Genomic DNA, 18505 nt, shown 5'->3' on the forward strand with positions numbered 1-18505 from the left:
TCAAGCTCCTGTGGGGGTAAAGTAATTGCAGACGCAGCCGCGCGCATTGCGCACGATGTCGAAATCGATGTCGTACAGCGCGCGCAGGCGCGCTTCAGTGACGACCTCGTGCGCAGGTCCACTGAAGCGCACGGCGCCGTCCTGCATGGCGACGATGTGGTCCGAATAATTGGCGGCGAAATTGATGTCGTGAATCACCAGGATCACGGTGCGGCCCTGTTCGTCGCACAGGCGGCGCAACGCGCGCATGATCTGCACGGCGTGTTTCATGTCGAGGTTATTGAGCGGCTCGTCGAGCAGCAGGATGTCCGTCTGCTGGGCAATCGTCATGGCCAGGAAGGCCATCTGGCGCTGGCCGCCGCTCAGCTCATCGACATACGCCAGGCGCAGATGGTCCAGCGACAAGAAGGCGATGGCGTCATCGATGGCTTGCCGGTCCTGGGGCGTCAGGGTCCCCCGGCTGTAGGGGAAGCGGCCGAAGGCGACCAGCTCTTCCACCGTCAGGCGCAAATGAAAATCGGGCGCCTGGCGCAGCGTGGCCACTTGCCGCGCATAGTCCTTGACCTTGATGTGCGCGATGCTGCGCCCGCCCACCGTGATGTCGCCGCCGCCCGGCTCCAGCAGGCGCGCGATGAGCATCAGCAAGGTGGTCTTGCCGGCGCCGTTCGGGCCGATCAGGGACGTCACTTTGCCCTTGGGAAACTGCGCGCTGACGTTGGCCAGCACGCGCCTGGCGCCATAGCTTTTTTCGATCTGGTTGACGTGAATCATGCGGTGCCCCGGGTACGGACCATGAGGGCGAGAAAATACGCGCCGCACACCAGGTTGACAAGGATGCCAACCGTGGTCCGGTAATTGAAAACGTGTTCGACCAGCAACTGGGCGACGAGGAAGATGGCAATGGCGATGGCGCAGCCCAGCGGCAAGGTGACGCGGTGGCGCCCCGTGCGGGCCAGGGCATAGGTCGTGTTCGCCACAAAGATGCCCATGAAAGCCGTGGGCCCCAGCAGGCTGGTCGACACGGCCACCAGCACGGCGATCAGCGCCAGCTGCAGCTGCACCATGCGCCGGTAGTCGACGCCCAGCGACATGGCCTGTTCGCGTCCCAGCGCCAGCACGTCGAGCGCCGGCAAGGTTTTCACGATGGCCACGCAGGCCGCGCCCGCCAGCAGGGCCGAATACAGCAACTGTTCGGGCTGCGCCTTGTTGAACGAAGCCTGGCTGAAGCCCTGCAAAATCGCAAATTCACCGGGGCTGATGCGCAGCTGGATGAACTGGGTAAACGTGCCGATCACCATCGTCAGCACAAAGCCCAGCAGCAGCAGGAAATACACATTGTTCCTGCCATCCTTGAACAGCCAATAATGGATGGCCCAGGAATACGCCAGCATCAGCGCGATCGACAAGACAAAATTGCCGTTCTGCCCCAGCAAGACCAGGCTGTGCATGCCCATCACGAGGATCAGCAGCGACTGCAGCAGCAGGTACACGGCTTCATAGCCCATGACGGCCGGCGTCAGGATGCGGTTGCCGGCGATGGTCTGGAACACGATGGACGAGACGGCCACGCAGACGCCGCCGATGGCAATGGCGGCCAGGCGCGACAAGCGCTTGGGGATGATGTAATCAAGATCCAGGTTCGCGCCGATGAGGAGGAAAGCCACCGCCAAGACAAGCACGGCCAGCCACAACGTGCGCTGACGGACCAGGCGCCTCATCGCCGCCCCCGGACGATCAGGAAGAGAAACAGCACGCCGCCCACGCCGCCCGCCGTCAGGCCGATGGGCACTTCGAACGGATAGATCAGCAAGCGCCCGGCGATGTCGCAGGCGAGCAGCAGCGAGGCGCCGCACAGGGCGACGATGGGCAGGGTGCGGCCCAGGTTATCGCCATGGCGCAGCGCCACCAGGTTCGGGATGGCAAGGCCGACAAACGGGATCGCCCCCACCGTGATCACCGTGGCCGCCACCGTGACGGCCACCAGCATCAGGCCCAGCGCCACCGTGCCCGCATAGTTCAAGCCCAGGCTGGCAGCCAGGCCCTCGCCCATGCCCAGCACGGTAAAGCGCTGCGCGTACAGATACGTGAAGGCCACGATGGGCAGGATCAGATAAATGATTTCATAGTTGCCCTGCACGATGCGGGAAAAATCGCCCAGCAGCCAGCCCTGCATGCTTTGCAGGATGTTGTTGCGGTAGGCATAGAACTCGGCCACGGCGCTCAGCACGCCGCCATACACGAGGCCGATCACGGGCACCAAAATAGTGTTCTTGAAGCGGATGCGGCGGATCAAAGCCACGTACACGACGCTGGCGGCGAAGCAGAAGGCCAGCGCGAACGCCATCTTGCCCGCCGTGCCCGCTGCAGGCGCCATCGTCAGGGAGACGAGGATGCCCAGCTTGGCCGCGTCGAGGCCGCCCGAGGTGGCCGGCTCGACGAATTTATTGCGCACGATGTGCTGCAGGATGACGCCGCAGACGGACAGCCCCACGCCCGTCAGCACCAGCGCCGCCAGGCGCGGCAGCCGGCTTGCCGTCAGGGTCAGCCAGGCATCGGCAGACTGCGCGGCGGACTGCGTGCCGGCAGACAACGTTGGCGACAGCAGCTGTGCCCACTCCATCTGCCTGGCGCCCACCAGCAGCGAAGCGACGCACAACAGCAAGAAGACGAATAACAGACGCGCGCGTGTCAAACGCCCGGCTCCATGCCCGCCTGGCGGACGGGCGCGGCGATGCGCCAGCCCTTGGCCGCCTGGCGCTGGGCCAGGAAATGCGCATACAGGCCAGCCTGCGCGCGCAAGGCGGCAGGCGCGCCCTGCTCGCGGATCGTGCCGCCATCGAGCACGACGATCTGGTCGGCCATGGCCACCGTCGACAACTGGTGCGCGATGACGATCACCGTGCGCTTGCCGCGCAGCCGCGCCAGCGCGTCGGCGATGGCTGCCTGGTTTTCCGCGTCGAGCGCGGCGGTGGCTTCGTCGACCAGCAAAATCGGCGCATCCTTGACCAGCGCGCGGGCGATCGCAATGCGCTGGCGCTCGCCGCCGGACAGGCGCGCGCCGCCCTCGCCCACGGGCGTGGCCAGCCCCAGCGGCAAACGGGCGATGATCTCGGCCACGCCTGCCTGGCGCGCCGCTTCCAGCAGCTGCGCATCGGTGGCGTCCGGCTTGCCGATGCGGATGTTGTCGGCGATGCTGCCCTGGAACAGATAGCTGTCCTGGAAAATCTGGCTGATCTGGCCGGCCAATTGCTCGCTGGACATGTCACGCACATCGACGCCGCCCACCCGCACCGTGCCTTCGCTGGCGTCAAAAAAGCGGGCAACCAGGCGTACCAGGGTCGTCTTGCCGGAGCCGGAGGCGCCGATCAGCGCCGTCATGCTGCCCGGCGCGCAGTGCAGGTTCATGTCCGTCAATACGTCGGGCTGGTCTTGCGCGTAGCGGAAAGCCACGCCGCGCAACTCCACGGAACCATCGCGGGGGGCGCGCGGCACTGCCGCTTCCGGCAAGGGCTGCACGGCGAAAATCTCGCGCGCCGCATCGAGCGGGCCGCGCGCGCCGCGCAGCACTTCGCCATAGCTGGCCACTTCCTGCAGCGGGTCGACAAAGCGCACCATCAGCAGCAGCGCCACGATGACGGCGATGGCGTCCGTCGCGCCGGCTGCCCCGCCCGGCAGACTGGCGAGCCACAGCGCGGCGGCGGCCAGCAAGGCGGCAAAGATGGCTTGCACGGTCCAGGCATTGAGCACGGACGCCAGCGCGGACAGGTAGATCAGGCGCGTGCCGGCATGGCGCTGCGCGTCGATGGCGTGGCGCAGGAAACGCGTGCCGCCGTCGGCGTCGCCACCGAAGGCGCGCAACACGGATTGCGCTTGCGCAAACTCCACCAGGCGCTGGCTGGTCTGGGCGAAGTGGTGGTGGTAGGCGTCGTCGGCGCGCTGGCCCAGGTGCGCCGTCAGCCACATGGCGCCGCCCAGCAGGGGCAGCGCCAGCAGCGCGACGAGGCCCAGCTGCCAATGCAGCGCGAACAGTGCGGCGACCATCACCAAAGGCGTGACGGCGCCGCAGATCACGGGGGTGAGCACGTGGGCCGGCAGCTGCGCCACGTTCATCATGCCCTGCGTAATGACATGGCCCAGCTTTGCCGTGTTGTCCGGCGTAAACCAGCCGACGGGCAGGCGCGCCACATGGTCGCCGAGGCGCTGGCGCGCGCCCTGCAAGACCGTCACGCCCACGCGCACGCCCGCTTTTTCCACCTGGCGCCGCCAGGCCCAGCAGGCGACCAGGCCGGCCAGCAGCACGCCCAGCCACAGGCTCGCGCCGCCCACGTCGCCAGCCAGCAAGCGGCCCAGGGCCAGCACCAGCGCCGTGATCGTCAGGCCGCTGAGCACGCCATACGCGAGCGCCATGGCACAGTAGCGGCGGAACACGGGCGCGTCATCGCCCAGCAAGCGAATGAATGTCTTCAGCATGGGGACTCCATTTCCGTCTGGGTTTCCTGATAGCCGCCCAGCGCCCACAGGCGCGCATAGCGGCCCTTGTCGGCCAGCAGCGCGGCATGCGTGCCCTGCTCGACGATGGCGCCGCGCTCGACCACGACGATGTGGTCGGCATGCATGATGGTGTCGAGCCGGTGGGCCACCACCAGCAAGGTGCGGCCCCGGGCAAAGCGCGACAGGGCGTCCTGGATCGCCACTTCGTTTTCCGCATCGGCCGCCGCCGTCGCTTCATCGAGGACCAGCACGGATGGGTCGAGCAGCACGGCGCGCGCGATGCTCACGCGCTGTCGTTCGCCGCCGGACAATTGCGCATCCTCGCCCACCACGGAATCGTAGCCGCGCGGCAAGGCCAGGATGCGCTCATGGATGTTCGCCAGGCGCGCCGCCTGTTCCACCTCGTGCATGCTGGCCGATGGCCGCCCCAGCGCGATGTTCTCGCGCACGCTGGCGTGGATCAGGCGCACTTCCTGCAGCACGAAGCCGATGCGCCGGTACAGCTCGGACGTGGCGATGTGCCGCAAGTCCACGCCGCCCAGGGTGATGCGGCCTTGCGTGGGATCGAAAAAGCGCAGCAGCAGGCGCGCCAGGGTCGACTTGCCGGAGCCGGACGCGCCGACGATGGCCGTCACCGTGCCTGGCGCCAGGGTCAAGCTGATGTCCGACAGCACCTTGTTCTGGCCATCGTAGGCATAGCCCACGCCTTCCAGGCGGATTTCTGTGCCAGTTGGCAATTGCTGCTGCGGCGGCGCCGGCTGCGCCAGCACGGGCGTATCGAGCAAGGCTTGCACGCGCTGGGCAGCCCCGGCCGCGTTGTTCAGGTCATGCGTGAGGTAGTGCAGCAGCAGCATGGGCGCGGAAATACCGGGCGCCACGAGGGCGAACGGCAGGATATCGATGGGCGCCATCCAGTCCAGGGCCACGAAGGCCGTGCCGGCGAGCACCACCACGCCCAGCACGGCGACGGGCGCGATCAGCGCATTCGCATTCGCCATCGAGCCGACCAGGGGGCGCGTAAACGCGGCGAACGCATCGGCAAACGCATCGACGGCGGCGCGGTAGCTGCCATGCGCGCGGCCCGTGGCGCCAAACGCCTTGACCACGGGAATGCCGTTGACGAATTCCACCACCGCATGGTTGATGCGCCCCATGCCGGCGACGAATTGCTCCATGTTGCCGCCGCTGGCCTGCATGGCGCGGCCGAAGAACAGGAAGAAGCCGGGAAAGGGCAGGATGGCGATCACGGCCATGCGCCAGTCCATGGTGAACAGATAGATGACGGAAATGGTGATGGCGCCCACGGCGCGCCCCGTCGTCGTGTAGAAGTGGGCCGTGAGACTGTGCAGGGTATGGATGTCGTCCTGCATCGCCTGCTTGACCTCGCCCGAGGCGCGGCTGGTGAACCAGCCCAGCGGCACCTGCCCCAGGCGCTGCATGGCTTGCAGGCGCAATTGGTGGGTGATGCGGTTGTCGGCCAGGTGCGCGGCCAGCTCGCCCAGCGACAGCAGCGCCATGCCGGCAAACAGGCAGGCGACGCTGGCGGCGATGGTCGTCCAGATGCCAGGCTGCGCCTGCGCAGCGGCTGGGTCCAGGGCGATGCTGGCGATGTGCGCGATGCCGGCCAGCGGCACCAGGGTCAGCATGGACCCCGTCGCGGCGAGCACGGCGGCGAAGATCAGGCGTGCGCGGATGGGACGCAGTATCCGGCTGATCGGACCGGCTTGCCTGCTGGGGCTACTCATGGGAGAAACGGAAAAAAACGTGCATGGGGTCAATGGATAAAGGTGGCTCTCACCCTATATCCCGAACGAGAATGCGAAACCCTCAATCCTGCCTGCGGAAAATTTTCAGCGGCGTCTCAAGATGCGGCCTGGACGGTCACCCAGTAGCGCGTGCGCGCCAGGATGTGCACGGGCAAGGCCAGCGCCAGGTTGTGCAGCGCGCGGTCCGTGTCGCGCAGCGAGAACACGCCGTTGACCTTCAGGCTGGCCACGGCCGGGTCGCAGCGCAGCAGGCCGGGACGGTAGCGGGCCAGTTCCGCGAGCAAGTCATCGAGGCGCATGTTATCGGCCACCAGCACGCCTTTCGTCCAGGCCGCCGCGCTGGCCGGCACGGGGGCGGCGGACTGCACGATGTCCGCCGAGAAGATGGCACTGTAGCCCGTGGCGACGCCCACGGCGCGGTCAGGCGCATGCGCCAGGCGTATCTCGACGGCGCCGTCGAAGACGGCCACGCGCGACGTGTGTTCGTCTTGCCGTACAGTAAAGCGCGTGCCCAGGGCCTGTATGGTGCCGTGGCGGCTTTGCACGCGGAAAGGCCGCTGGGCCGGATCGGGATCGCGCGCCGTAGTCACGAGGATTTCGCCGGCCCGCAAGACCAGCAGGCGCTCGCGGGCATCAAAGCGCACGTCGATGGCGGAAGCGGAAGCAAGCACCACGCGCGTGCCATCAGGCAAGAGCATGTCGCGGATCTCGCCCGTGGCCGTGCCGTGCCCGGCCGTCGCCACTTGCCAGGTGTCCGAGTTGCGCAGCGCATACAGCGCGCCGCCCAGCGGCAGAATCAATCCCAGCAGCTTCAAGGCGCGGCGGCGATTCAGGTAGGCGGCGGGCGCCGGTTCGCGCAGCGCGTGCCGGGCCGCATCGCGCGGCACGCTGTGCAGTTTGCCTTCGAACGCATGCAGGCGCTGCCAGGCGAGGTCATGGTGCGGGTGTTCGGCGCGCCAGCGGGCGCAGGCAGCCTGGTCGTCCTCGCTGGCATCATCGGACCACAGGCGCGCCATCCATTCGGCCGCCCGCCGCACGATGGCCGGCGCGATGACCGGCTCGGCGCTGTTCTCCGGCTGGCGCAGTTCAGCCTCCCGTGCCGTGCAAGGCCTGGTAGCAGGCCAGCAAGCCGGCGGCGATGTATTTTTCGACGGACGAGACGGAAACGTCCAGTTCCGCGGCGATGTCGCGGTAGCTCATGCCGTCGAGTTTGCACAGCAGCAAGGCCTTGCGCGCCTTGGCTGGCAGCTTGTGCAGCACGGCGTCGATTTCCGCCAGCGCCTCGACCACCAGCGCGCGCTCTTCCTCGGACGGCGCCAGCGCTTCGGGTACCAGGGCCAGCACTTCCAGGTAAGCCGCCTCGATCTGGCGGCGGCGGTACAGGTCGATGACCATGCCGTTGGCGATCTGCGTCAGGTGGCGCCGCGACTCGCCGGCCGGCGGCAAGCGCCCCGTCTTCAGCAGGTGCACATAGACATCATGCGCCAGGTCGGCCGCATCGCAGGCATTGCCCAGCTTGCGGCGCAGCAAGCCCCGCAGCCAGCCATGGTGGTCGGTGTACAGACTGCTGACTTGCTGCTGAAGCGCTAACTCGGCGGTGCTCACGATACCTTCCTGTGGTCGATGGCCAGCAAGAAGCGGCGCATGCATATAAATGAGAATTATTCTCATCATACAGGAGAAAACCGGACGGCCGCAACCCTAGTACCGCACACGGCGGGCGTGGTCCGGCCGGCCACGCCTGGCAAGCGGGCAATAAAAAACCCTGCAAATCAATGACTTGCAGGGTGTTCTCAGCGCCCCGCGCCAGCGCGTGGGGGCAGCGTAGGCAATAGCGGTGTTGTTTAGACGTTGAACAGGAAGTTCAGCACGTCGCCATCCTTGACGACGTATTCCTTGCCTTCGGCGCGCATCTTGCCCGCTTCCTTGGCGCCCGCTTCGCCCTTGTAGGTGATGAAGTCTTCATAGGCGATGGTTTGCGCGCGGATGAAGCCGCGTTCGAAGTCGGTGTGGATCACGCCTGCCGCTTGCGGTGCCGTGGCGCCCACGGGGATGGTCCAGGCGCGCACTTCCTTCACGCCAGCCGTGAAGTAGGTTTGCAGGCCCAGCAGCTTGTAGCCGGCGCGGATCAGACGGTCCAGGCCTGGCTCTTCCATGCCCATGTCGGCCAGGAAAGCGCCCTTGTCGGCATCGTCCAGGTCGGCGATTTCCGCTTCCAGCGCGGCGCAGATGGCGACGATCGGGGCGTTCTGCGATTTCGCGTATTCCGTCAGCTGGTCCAGCAGCGGGTTATTGGTAAAGCCCGTGTCCGACACGTTGGCAACGAACATGGCCGGCTTGGCCGTGATCAGGCACAAAGGCTTGATCAGTTCCATTTCGTCGGCGTCCAGGCCCATGGCGCGCACCGGTTTCGCATCGTTCAGGTAAGGCATCATGCGTTCCATGATGGCCAGCAGCTTGGCCGCATCCTTGTCGCCCGAGCGGGCTTTCTTGCTTTCGCGGTGGATGGCTTTTTCCACGGTGCCCATGTCGGCCAGCGCCAGTTCGGTCTGGATGACTTCGATATCGTCGAGCGGATTGATCTTGCCGGCCACGTGGATGACGTTGTCATCCTCGAAGCAGCGCACGACGTTGACGATGGCGTCCGTTTCGCGGATGTGCGACAGGAACTGGTTGCCCAGGCCCTCGCCCTTCGATGCACCGGCCACCAGGCCGGCGATGTCGACGAATTCCACGATGGCGTTGACCATGCGCTCCGGCTTGACGATGGCGGCCAGCGCATCCATGCGCGGGTCCGGCACTTCGACGACGCCGACGTTCGGCTCGATGGTGCAGAACGGATAGTTTTCAGCCGGGATGCCGGCTTTCGTCAGTGCATTGAACAGGGTGGACTTGCCGACGTTCGGCAAGCCGACGATACCGCATTGGAGACTCATGGAAAACCTTTAATAATCAAAGCACATGGCGCCGCCAATCGGCGTGCTTGCGATGCTGTTAGGGAAAACGCGGCGATTGCGCATCGTTTTCCGGGAGATAGTGCGTGTGCCGCAGTTCAAGGGTCAATTGTACCCCTGTCACGCGCGCTTCAAAAGCCCAGGATGGGCAAGTTGCGCCAAAACACGCGCATCGTGCGGCCATCAAGCCGTATGCAGTTTCATCGTCGCCGCCTCGAACTTGCCCTCGACGATCAGCGGCATGACTTGCAGCGACTTGTCGATCGCCTGCTCGATCAGTTCCTGGTCTTCGCGGCGCGGGCGGTGCAGCACGAAATCGGCCACTTGTTGCTGCAGGCTCAGGGTGCGCGGGTGGCCGATGCCCAGGCGCAAGCGCCAGTAATCCTGCGTGCCCAGGGCGGCCGTGATGTCCTTCAAGCCATTGTGGCCACCGGCCGAGCCGCCCTTCTTCAGGCGCGCGATGCCGGGCATCAGATCGAGTTCGTCGTGCACCACCAGCACTTCATCGGCGGCGATCTTGAAGAAGCGCGCCAGCGCGCCCACGGACTGGCCCGAACGGTTCATGAAGGTCAGCGGTTCGAGCAGCCAGACTTCCTTGCCGCCGATCGACGTTTTCGCCAGCATGGCGTTATAGCGCGAGTCGCGCTGCAGGCGCGTGCCCGGCAAGCTGTTGGCAAGATTGTCCACCAGCCAGAAGCCGGCATTGTGGCGGGTTTGTTCGTATTCGGGTCCCGGGTTGCCGAGGCCGACGATCAGGCGTATGGGCATGGCTGTGTCTGCAATGTAAAAGAAAGCATTATCGGTGAAAACAGGCGGAAAAAAACCCGCGCGGCGAACCTGGCGGGTTTTTCCTTGCGTTTACCGCATTGCTGCGGCGGCAAAATTACTTCTTGTCGGCTTCAGCAGCAGCGGCTTCGGCTTCAGCAGCAACGTGGCCAGCTGGTACCGATGCGGTAGCGATGGTCAGGTTGGCGCCGTGGGTGACAGCGGTCACGCCAGCTGGCAACACCAGATCGCCTACGTGCAGCGAGTGACCGACGTCGATGTTCGACAGGTCAACGTTGATGAATTCTGGCAGTTGGCCTGGCAGGCACGAAACTTCGATTTCGTTGGCGACGTGGCTGATGGTCGCGCCGTGCAGTTTGACTGCCGGGGAAACGTCAGCGTTTACGAAGTGCAGTGCCACTTTCACGTGGATAGCTTGCTTAGCGTCAACGCGCTGGAAGTCAGCGTGCAGGACCAGCTGTTTGTATGCGTGGACTTGGAAGTCGCGCAGCAGAACTTGCTGGGAAACGCCGTCGATTTCCAGGTCCAGGATGGACGAGTGGAAAACTTCTTTTTTCAGCGCGTGGTACAGGGCGTTGTGATCCAGCGAGATCAGCACCGGGGCTTCAGCGCCACCGTAAACGATACCAGGGGTTTGGCCGGAAGTGCGCAGGCGGCGGCTCGCTCCGGAACCTTGCAATTCGCGTTTGAATGCGATAACTTTCATGTGATACTCCAAGAAGAACAAGGCTTGCGCCTTGTGTTATGAAGATTCCCGCGACCAGGAATCCTCGAAAATGGGGTGCAAAACACCCCGAAAATAAAACACTGCGGCGCAACAGGCAAAAAGCCGGTCGCGCCGCAGGCATGACGTCTGTTACTGCTGATCGTATCAGTCGATGAACAGCGAGATGACGGAGTCACCCTTGATGATGCGCTTGAACGTCTCGGCCAGCAGCGGCGCGCACGTCAATTGACGGATCTTGCCGCAGGCCAGGGCCGCTTCGGACAGGGGAATCGTGTCGGTCACGACCAGCTCATCGAGTGGCGAGGCCGAAATACGGTCGATCGCCGGGCCGGACAGCACCGCGTGCGTGCAATACGCCACGACTTTTTTCGCGCCGCGTTCCTTGAGCACTTCGGCAGCCTTGGTCAGGGTGCCTGCCGTATCGACCATGTCATCCATGATCACGCAGTTGCGGCCTTCGACTTCGCCGATGATGTTCATCACTTCGGACACGTTCGCCTTTGGACGGCGCTTGTCGATGATGGCCAGGTCGCAGCCCAGGCGTTTTGCCAGGGCGCGCGCACGCACCACACCGCCGACGTCCGGCGATACCACCAGCAGGTCCTGGTAGTTTTTCTTTTGCAGGTCGCCCAGCAAGATTGGCGAAGCGTAGATATTGTCGACTGGGATATCGAAGAAACCTTGAATCTGGTCAGCGTGCAAGTCCATGATCAGGACGCGCTCGACGCCGGCTTCTTCCAGCATGTTCGCCACCACCTTGGCCGAAATCGCCACACGCGCGGAGCGGGGACGACGGTCTTGGCGGGCATAGCCGAAGTAAGGAATCGCGGCGGTGATGCGGCCAGCGGAAGCACGTTTCAAGGCATCAACCATCAGCATGATTTCCATCAGGCTGTCGTTGGTTGGAGCACAGGTGGATTGCAAAACAAAAACATCCTTGCCGCGCACGTTTTCGTTAATCTCGACCATTACTTCGCCGTCGGAGAATTTCGAAACGTTTGCTTTACCGAGAGGGATGCCGAGGTTTTTTGCGACCCCCTCTGCCAACGCTGGATTCGCGTTGCCGGTAAAAACCATCAGGTTTTCGTAAGCCATGGGAGTCCCAAGAGGTGATATAGAAGTCTTGAAAAGCACTAACCGGGCATAGGCCCGGTCAGTCACTGTTTAGAATATGCCGCGTGGCGACCTATCTGCTTTTTCCCGTACTGGACGCCAACTTCGCATCGACAGACTACGGTGAAATGGTGGCAGGGGAAGAAGGATTCGAACCTTCGCATGCTGGAATCAAAATCCAGTGCCTTAACCAGCTTGGCGATTCCCCTACGTTACTGACTGCTTGCCGTCATGTTGGCCAGTATTATACCGACTATTTGACGCTAAGCAAAATCTTTTTTTGCGGCTTACTTTTCATCACAACATCGTGAGCATCGGATGGCGACTCAGCGCTTTTGCCTTCCAGGCGACCCAGACTGGTGGCACATTGCTGAGCACCGCATCCGCTTCTTCCCTGCTGCCAAACGCACTGAATACACAAGCACCGGAACCAGTCATCCTGGCCTCACCGTAAGCACCCAGCCATTCTACCGCATCTGCTACCGGCTTGAAAAGACTGCATGCCACTTGCTGTAAATCATTTTTTCCAAACCCGCCCGCATCGTTTCCGTTTGCGAGGTACCTGGAAAAGTCCGCTATTGTGACGGGTTCGGTATTCCTCGTCAAGCCTTCCGCGCAAAAAATTGCAGCGGTGGGCACCTGCACGCCCGGCTCGATCACCACATACCAGCAGTCGGGCGTGGCGACGGGCTGCAAGGCTTCGCCCACGCCTTCGGCAAAGGCATTTTCGCCGAAGATGAAGAACGGTATATCAGCCCCCAGCGGCAGGCCCAGCGCCATCAATTCCTCGCGGCTCAAGCCCGCCTGCCACAGCCGGTTCAGCGCCATCAGCGCCGTGGCCGCATCGGACGAGCCGCCACCGAGGCCGCCGCCCATGGGCAGCACCTTGTCGATGGCGATATCGACGCCGCGCGGCAAGGCGCCCGTGCGGCGCAGCACTTCCGCCTGCAGCAGCTTCGCGGCGCGGATGATCAGGTCCTGCGCTTCCGGCACGCCGGCCAGTTCCGTCACGCGGCGAAGGGCCGTGTCGTCGCGCAGCGCGAAATGCAAGGTATCGCCATGGTCCAGCAACTGGAACACCGTCTGCAGCAGATGATAGCCATCGGCGCGGCGGCCGTTGACGTGCAAAAAGAGATTCAGCTTGGCCGGCGCCGGGCAGTTGTTCAAGGTCGTCAGTGTCATGGTGCGGATGCAGGTGCGGATGGGGCGGGATCGAGCACGATGCGCAGCGACACGGCATCGCTCTGCGCGCTCGTATTGCGTTCGGCATCGATACGCCGCGGTTGGGGCAAGGCGCCCGGTGTATTGTCAGCAGCATCTTGCCACGACACATAGCGCAAGCGCCAGCCATCCCTGGTGGTGACGCTGTCGTTGGCGGGCGAGGCAACGAAACGCTTGCCATCGGCGCCCACCGCATAGCCCTGCAGCCAGTCGCGCAAGCCCGACACGGGCAGGGACCAGCCCAGCAGCTGCGCGCTCAGCGCATCGACATCGGGCGCGCTGCGCGGCGCCTGGCCGCTCTGCATCAGCACGGCCTCGTGCGGCGTGACGGCGATCGTCGCCAGGGTGCTGCCAACGGGGGAAAACAGGGTCACGTCCGTGCGCTGCGCCGTCTGCTGCCAGTTGAAATTGACGGTGGCCGATTCCGGCTTGTCATTCTTCTGGTACACCACGTTCAGGCGGCCCGTCAGTTCCACCTGTTCGCGGTAGGGGGCGACGGCCTGCGCCGACGGCGAGGAGCCGGACGAGAACGGGGAAGGCAGGGTCGAGCAGGCCGAGAGGGCCAGGCAGACGAGCGTGAGGGGGAGAAGTTTTTTTGGCATGGGCACAAGTAAAAACCAGCGCCACGGCGCTGGTTTTGCAGTTTAGTTAGTTAATCAACGCTACCTGGCAATTCAATCACAAACTGACATTCAGGCGCGCCAGGGTACTTTTCAGCGCATCGTTTTTCGGATCCTTGCCCTGCGCTTCGCGCCACAGCTTCTGCGCTTCATCCTTGTCGCCCTTCTGCCACAGCACTTCGCCCAGGTGGACGGCGATTTCCGGATCGCTGCGCACGGCATAGGCGCGGCGCAGCGCCGTTTCGGCGGCGGCCAGGTTGCCCATGCGGAACTGCACCCAGCCCATGCTGTCCATGATGAACGGGTCGCCAGGCGCCATCTGCAGCGCCTTCTCGATCAGCGCATACGCTTCCTGCAGGCGGATGCCCCGTTCCGCCAGCGAATAGCCGAGCGCGTTGTACGCATGCTGGTTGTCGGGCGCCAGCGCCATCACGCGGCGCAGGCTCGCCTCCATCAGCTCCATCTTGTCCAGGCGCTCGGCCAGCAGCGCGTAGTCGTACAGCAGCTCCGGGTTGTCGGGGAAGCGCAGCAAGGCGTTTTCCAGCACCGTGTAGGCGCTTTGCAGGTAGCCGGCATCGCGCAGGAATTGCGCGTCGACCAGCAGCACCTGCGCCTGGTTTGCCGGATCGTCCGTTTCGATTTCCGTCAGCGCCTTGCGCGCCGCATCGAGATTGCCGCCACGGGCGATCAGCTGGGCACGGCGCAGGCGCGCATCGAAATAGCCTGCCGAAGCGCTGTTGTCGACCTTGTCCAGCCAGGCGATGGCACCGGCCATGTCGCCACGCGTCTCGGCGATTTGCGACAGGATCATCAGGGCCTTGTACGGATCACGCGCGTCGCCCGGGGATTTTTCCAGCACGGCCAGGAAGCGCTTGAAGTACTGCTCCGCGCCCTTGGTGTCTTCCAGTTGCAGCGCCACGATGCCGAGTGCATACAGGCCGCCCACGTTATCGGGCTGGCTTTTCAGCAGCAGCAGGAATTGATCACGCGCCGCTTCCAGCTGTTTTTGTTCCACCAGCAACCGGGCATACGCGCCGCGCACTTCGACGGCATCGGGATTCTTTTGCAGGAAAGTGGCCAGCACCTTGCCCGCCGCCTCGGTCTCGCCCGTCACCTGGGCCAGGGTCAGCGCGGCCAACTCGGAGTTCGGCTTGATGGCCAGCGCCTTGTTCGCTTCGCCGATGGCGCGCTCGCGCTCGCCCAGCGACAGGGCGCCCTGCGCCAGCACCAGGTGCGCTTCGAACATGTCCAGGTAAGGCTCGACCAGGCGCGTGAGCATGGCGTACGCATACAGCTTGTCATTGGCGCGCGAGAGGATCTGCTGCATCTGGAACAGGGCCACGCCGCGTGCACCCGGCGGCGCATTGGCCAGGCGTTCGGCGAAAATCGGTTCCGCTTCCTCGATCTTGTCCGTCAGGACGACGAAGCCGAGGAAAAACTGCGTCGCCTCGTCGGACTCGGGCGCCAGGTCGCGCCACAGGCGGATGGCGGCCAGCGCCTCGCCGCCCTGCTTGGCCGCCAGGGCCATTTCGGAGGCGCGGCGCGCCAGGCGCGGATCGCGCGTCTGCTGCGCCGCCATCATCATGGTGACGTACGGCCCCTGCCACTGGCCGCTCTTGAATTCCATCTCCGCCTTGGTCAGCTTGTACAGCAGGTCGCTGCTCAACTCGACCTTGGGCAGCTTTTCGCCCTTGGCGTCGTCGCCGGACTCGGTGCCCGGCACTGGCTGCGCCGTGGCCGCGGCAGGGCTGGCTACCCCATCGGCAGGGGCGGCAGGCGTCTGCGCCATGGCATGCGTAGCCATCAGGGCGGACAAGGTTACAATGGCGAAAGCGTTTTTCAAAGGCTGATCCTGGCTAAACGGCAAAGTTTGATTCTACGCCCAACGCGACTATCGCGTACTTCACGTATGTAACGAAATATATACGTCGTGGCGCCATAGCGTGTCCGGGCCAGCCATCCGCCGGCGCGCCGCCTGTTTTTTTACCCGCTGTTCACACGTTCGAGCCCTATGCCAGAATTGCCAGAAGTCGAAGTCACACGGCGCGGTGTCGCGCCCCACATCGAAGGGCGCGCCGTGCGCTCCGTCGTGCTGCGCCGCGACGGCCTGCGCTGGCCCTTCCCCCCTGCCCTGGGCGAACAGTTGTCCGGCGAAACCATCGGCCTGACGGGACGGCGCGGCAAATACCTGCTGATCCACTTCCGCCATGGCACCCTGATCATCCACCTGGGCATGTCCGGCCATTTGCGCGTGCTGCCACCGGGGACGGAGGCGCAAAAGCACGACCATGTCGACCTGCTCGTGGAAGACGCCGACGGCACCCAGCAGGTGCTGCGCATGACGGACCCGCGCCGCTTCGGCGCCGTGCTGTGGCACGACGAGGCCGACGGCCCGCTCGACAGCCATGTGCTGCTGCGCGGCCTGGGCACGGAACCGCTGGAAGGCGGCTTCACTGGCCAGCTGCTGTTCGAGAAAACGCGCAACAAGAACACCAACATCAAGCAGGTGCTGATGGCGGGCGACATCGTCGTCGGCGTGGGCAATATCTATTGTTCCGAAAGCCTGTTCCGCGCGGGGATCAATCCGAAGACGCCGGCCCGGCGCATCGGCCTGGCGCGCTATGAAAAACTGGCGCAGGCCATCCGCGACGTGCTGGCCGAAGCCATCGTGCAGGGAGGCAGCACGCTGCGCGACTTCATCGGCGTAAACGGCCAGTCCGGCTATTTCCAGCAGACGTATTTCACGTATAACCGCGCGGGCAAGCCATGCCGCGTGTGCGGCGCGCCGATCCGGCAAATCGTGCAGGGACAGCGTTCCACGTTTTACTGCGTGCATTGCCAGAAATAGCGGTCAAAGAGCAGGACACTCGCAAAGGGAGCCAGATGGTCAGGGACTTGGAACAATACAGCGCATGGCGCCAGGATGTGCTGGCGGCCTTGCAGGCTTACCGGCAAGCCGCCAGCGCGGCGGGCCTGGTCGACGGCGCCTCCGCGCTGCGCCTGGCGCGCTGCGCCTCCCGCCTGGCCGACGACCGTCTATCGGTTGCCTTCGTGGCGGAATTTTCGCGCGGCAAATCCGAGCTGATCAACGCCATCTTCTTTGCCGACTACGGCCAGCGCATCCTGCCTTCCGGCGCGGGCCGCACCACCATGTGCCCCACCGAGCTGCTGCACGACGCGGCCTGGCCGCCGTCCATCCGCCTGCTGCCCATCGAGACGCGCGCGCAGAACCTGTCGACCAGCGACTATCGCGACCTGCCCGCCGCCTGGACCGTCCTGCCGTTGAACATCGACGCGGGCGGCGACATGCAGGAAGCGCTGCGCCAGGTCAGCCTGACCAAGAAAGTCAGCCAGGAAGAAGCGGCCCGCTACGGCCTGTACGACGCCGGGGATGCGGACGCGCCTTCGATGCTGGACGACGAGGGCCAGGTGGAGATTTCCATGTGGCGCCACGCCATCATCAACTTCCCCCATCCGCTGCTGAAACAGGGCCTCGTCATCCTCGACACGCCGGGCCTGAACGCCATCGGCACGGAACCGGAACTGACCCTGAACCTGATCCCGAACGCGCACGCGGTGCTGTTCATCCTGGCCGCCGACACGGGCGTCACGCGCAGCGACATCGAAGTCTGGCGCAACCATATCGGCGCCGGCGCGGGGCGCCTGGTGGTGCTCAACAAGATCGACAGCATGTGGGATGAATTGCGCGGCGACGCCGAAGTGGCGCAAGCCATCGAACGCCAGCAGGCCAGCGTGGCGCATCTCCTGACCCTGGACGCGGGCCAGGTCTTTCCCGTCTCCGCGCAAAAGGCCCTGGTGGGCAAGATCAACCGCGACGCGGCGCTGTTGGACAAGAGCCGCCTGCAGGCGCTGGAGACGGCCCTGTTCGAGGAGCTGATCCCCGCCCGCAAGGACATCATTCGGCACCAGCTGGCATTCGACCTGGATGCCATCGCAGCGGCGCAGCAGGTGCAGGCGGCGGCGCGCGCGCGCGGCATCGCCGAACAGCTGCACGAGCTGCACAGCCTGCGCGGCAAGAACCAGAGCGTGATCGCGCACATGATGCGCCGCGTCGATATCGAGAAGAAGGAATTCGACAGCAGCCTGTTCAAGCTGCAGGCCACGCGCGCCGTGTTTACGCGCCTGTCGACGGAGCTGTACACGAGCCTGGGCATGGACATCGTGCGCGACGATATCGATGGCGTGCGCGCGGCCATGCAGCGCAGCCGCTTTTTCACGGGCCTGCGCGAGGCCGTGCGCCAGTACTTCGAACGCATCGGCCAGAACCTGGACCGCTCGGAAGGCAAGACGGCCGAGATCACGGAAATGATGAACGTGATGTACCGCAAATTCGCCTCCGAACACGGCCTGGCACTGGCCTTGCCGATGCCGTTTTCGCTGGCCCGCTACCGCCAGGAGATCGCCGACATCGAAGCCGTGTATCACAAGCAGTTCGGCACGGCGACCCTGCTGACCACCAGCCGGGTCGTGCTGATGGAAAAATTCTTCGACACCATCGCCTCGCGCGTGCGCCGCAGTTTTACCGCCGCCAATGACGACGCCAGCGCCTGGCTGAAGGTCATCATGGCGCCGCTCGAAGCGCAGATCGTCGAATACAAGGAACAGCTGAAACTGCGCTTTGCCTCGATCCAGCGCATCCACGACGCGACGGGCAGCCTGGAACAGAAAATCACCGCCTTCGAGGCCAGCCTGGCGGCGCTCGAACGCGACAAGGCGCGGCTGGCGCAATTGCTGGCCACCTTGCGCGCGGCCAGCGCCACTTAAAACACACACGCCATAACACGCTACAAGATACTGGAATCCTGC

Annotated in this window: 16 protein-coding genes and 1 tRNA gene; 2 read left to right on the forward strand and 15 right to left on the reverse strand. The window is 64.5% G+C overall.

The features are described from left to right. The 15 genes from ACZ92H_RS24140 to ACZ92H_RS24210 all read right to left on the reverse strand — a co-directional run bounded on the left by ACZ92H_RS24140 (nucleotide 1) and on the right by ACZ92H_RS24210 (nucleotide 15521). Nucleotides 1-771, reverse strand: a complete 771-nt coding sequence (locus ACZ92H_RS24140; protein ID WP_465051259.1) for an iron ABC transporter ATP-binding protein — start codon at nucleotides 769-771, stop codon at nucleotides 1-3. Next, nucleotides 768-1718, reverse strand: coding sequence for an iron chelate uptake ABC transporter family permease subunit (locus ACZ92H_RS24145; RefSeq protein ID WP_465051258.1), 951 nt, complete (start codon nucleotides 1716-1718; stop codon nucleotides 768-770). Before ACZ92H_RS24145 ends, ACZ92H_RS24140 begins: the two co-directional genes overlap by 4 nt. Beyond that, the gene (locus ACZ92H_RS24150) at nucleotides 1715-2692 is read right to left on the reverse strand and encodes an ABC transporter permease (protein ID WP_465051257.1); all 978 of its coding nucleotides are present in this window, start codon (nucleotides 2690-2692) and stop codon (nucleotides 1715-1717) included. Before ACZ92H_RS24150 ends, ACZ92H_RS24145 begins: the two co-directional genes overlap by 4 nt. Continuing rightward, nucleotides 2689-4470: an ABC transporter ATP-binding protein gene (locus ACZ92H_RS24155; protein WP_465051256.1), complete on the reverse strand. Its 1782-nt coding sequence runs from the start codon at nucleotides 4468-4470 to the stop codon at nucleotides 2689-2691. The genes ACZ92H_RS24150 and ACZ92H_RS24155 overlap by 4 nt, the downstream gene beginning before the upstream one ends. After that, complete coding sequence (locus ACZ92H_RS24160; protein ID WP_465051255.1) at nucleotides 4464-6236, reverse strand: ABC transporter ATP-binding protein; 1773 nt, start codon at nucleotides 6234-6236, stop codon at nucleotides 4464-4466. Before ACZ92H_RS24160 ends, ACZ92H_RS24155 begins: the two co-directional genes overlap by 7 nt. Before the next feature lie 116 nt (nucleotides 6237-6352). After that, nucleotides 6353-7294: a FecR domain-containing protein gene (locus tag ACZ92H_RS24165; RefSeq protein ID WP_465051254.1), complete on the reverse strand. Its 942-nt coding sequence runs from the start codon at nucleotides 7292-7294 to the stop codon at nucleotides 6353-6355. A 49-nt stretch (nucleotides 7295-7343) separates the two neighbouring features. Then, nucleotides 7344-7862, reverse strand: a complete 519-nt coding sequence (locus ACZ92H_RS24170) for a sigma-70 family RNA polymerase sigma factor (RefSeq protein WP_465051253.1) — start codon at nucleotides 7860-7862, stop codon at nucleotides 7344-7346. A 239-nt stretch (nucleotides 7863-8101) separates the two neighbouring features. Further along, nucleotides 8102-9193: a redox-regulated ATPase YchF gene (gene ychF, locus ACZ92H_RS24175; protein ID WP_465051252.1), complete on the reverse strand. Its 1092-nt coding sequence runs from the start codon at nucleotides 9191-9193 to the stop codon at nucleotides 8102-8104. 201 nt (nucleotides 9194-9394) lie between these two features. After that, nucleotides 9395-9979, reverse strand: coding sequence for an aminoacyl-tRNA hydrolase (pth, locus tag ACZ92H_RS24180; RefSeq protein WP_131375652.1), 585 nt, complete (start codon nucleotides 9977-9979; stop codon nucleotides 9395-9397). 115 nt (nucleotides 9980-10094) lie between these two features. After that, a complete protein-coding gene (locus ACZ92H_RS24185; protein WP_131375650.1) occupies nucleotides 10095-10703 on the reverse strand; it encodes a 50S ribosomal protein L25/general stress protein Ctc in 609 nt (202 codons plus the stop codon). Between the two features lie 165 nt (nucleotides 10704-10868). Continuing rightward, nucleotides 10869-11819 carry a ribose-phosphate pyrophosphokinase gene (locus ACZ92H_RS24190; RefSeq protein WP_034753270.1) on the reverse strand — a complete coding sequence of 317 codons (951 nt, stop codon included), beginning with the start codon at nucleotides 11817-11819 and terminating at the stop codon, nucleotides 10869-10871. Nucleotides 11820-11969: 150 nt separating this feature from the next. Then, nucleotides 11970-12046, reverse strand: a tRNA-Gln gene (locus ACZ92H_RS24195). Nucleotides 12047-12134: 88 nt separating this feature from the next. Beyond that, entirely contained in the window at nucleotides 12135-13019 is an 885-nt protein-coding gene (gene ispE / locus ACZ92H_RS24200; RefSeq protein ID WP_465051251.1) for a 4-(cytidine 5'-diphospho)-2-C-methyl-D-erythritol kinase, read from the reverse strand. Further along, nucleotides 13016-13660: a lipoprotein insertase outer membrane protein LolB gene (locus ACZ92H_RS24205; RefSeq protein ID WP_465051250.1), complete on the reverse strand. Its 645-nt coding sequence runs from the start codon at nucleotides 13658-13660 to the stop codon at nucleotides 13016-13018. The genes ispE and ACZ92H_RS24205 overlap by 4 nt, the downstream gene beginning before the upstream one ends. Before the next feature lie 76 nt (nucleotides 13661-13736). Further along, nucleotides 13737-15521, reverse strand: coding sequence for a tetratricopeptide repeat protein (locus tag ACZ92H_RS24210; RefSeq protein ID WP_131375644.1), 1785 nt, complete (start codon nucleotides 15519-15521; stop codon nucleotides 13737-13739). A gap of 168 nt (nucleotides 15522-15689) precedes the next feature. Here ACZ92H_RS24210 and mutM point away from each other — a divergent pair, with 168 nt between their 5' ends. Next, complete coding sequence (gene mutM / locus ACZ92H_RS24215) at nucleotides 15690-16526, forward strand: bifunctional DNA-formamidopyrimidine glycosylase/DNA-(apurinic or apyrimidinic site) lyase (protein WP_131375642.1); 837 nt, start codon at nucleotides 15690-15692, stop codon at nucleotides 16524-16526. Between the two features lie 35 nt (nucleotides 16527-16561). Further along, entirely contained in the window at nucleotides 16562-18463 is a 1902-nt protein-coding gene (locus ACZ92H_RS24220; protein WP_465051249.1) for a dynamin family protein, read from the forward strand. Nucleotides 18464-18505: the final 42 nt, after the last annotated feature.

The organism is Janthinobacterium foliorum, assembly GCF_978021625.1.

Coding starts and splice junctions, on each gene's coding strand:
- ACZ92H_RS24140 (WP_465051259.1), bottom strand. CDS start 771: ATGATTCACGTCAACCAGATCGAAAAAAGCTATGGCGCCAGGCGCGTG.
- ACZ92H_RS24145 (WP_465051258.1), bottom strand. CDS start 1,718: ATGAGGCGCCTGGTCCGTCAGCGCACGTTGTGGCTGGCCGTGCTTGTC.
- ACZ92H_RS24155 (WP_465051256.1), bottom strand. CDS start 4,470: ATGCTGAAGACATTCATTCGCTTGCTGGGCGATGACGCGCCCGTGTTC.
- ACZ92H_RS24160 (WP_465051255.1), bottom strand. CDS start 6,236: ATGAGTAGCCCCAGCAGGCAAGCCGGTCCGATCAGCCGGATACTGCGT.
- ychF (WP_465051252.1), bottom strand. CDS start 9,193: ATGAGTCTCCAATGCGGTATCGTCGGCTTGCCGAACGTCGGCAAGTCC.
- pth (WP_131375652.1), bottom strand. CDS start 9,979: ATGCCCATACGCCTGATCGTCGGCCTCGGCAACCCGGGACCCGAATAC.
- ACZ92H_RS24185 (WP_131375650.1), bottom strand. CDS start 10,703: ATGAAAGTTATCGCATTCAAACGCGAATTGCAAGGTTCCGGAGCGAGC.
- ACZ92H_RS24190 (WP_034753270.1), bottom strand. CDS start 11,819: ATGGCTTACGAAAACCTGATGGTTTTTACCGGCAACGCGAATCCAGCG.
- ispE (WP_465051251.1), bottom strand. CDS start 13,019: ATGACACTGACGACCTTGAACAACTGCCCGGCGCCGGCCAAGCTGAAT.
- ACZ92H_RS24205 (WP_465051250.1), bottom strand. CDS start 13,660: ATGCCAAAAAAACTTCTCCCCCTCACGCTCGTCTGCCTGGCCCTCTCG.
- mutM (WP_131375642.1), top strand. CDS start 15,690: ATGCCAGAATTGCCAGAAGTCGAAGTCACACGGCGCGGTGTCGCGCCC.
- ACZ92H_RS24220 (WP_465051249.1), top strand. CDS start 16,562: ATGGTCAGGGACTTGGAACAATACAGCGCATGGCGCCAGGATGTGCTG.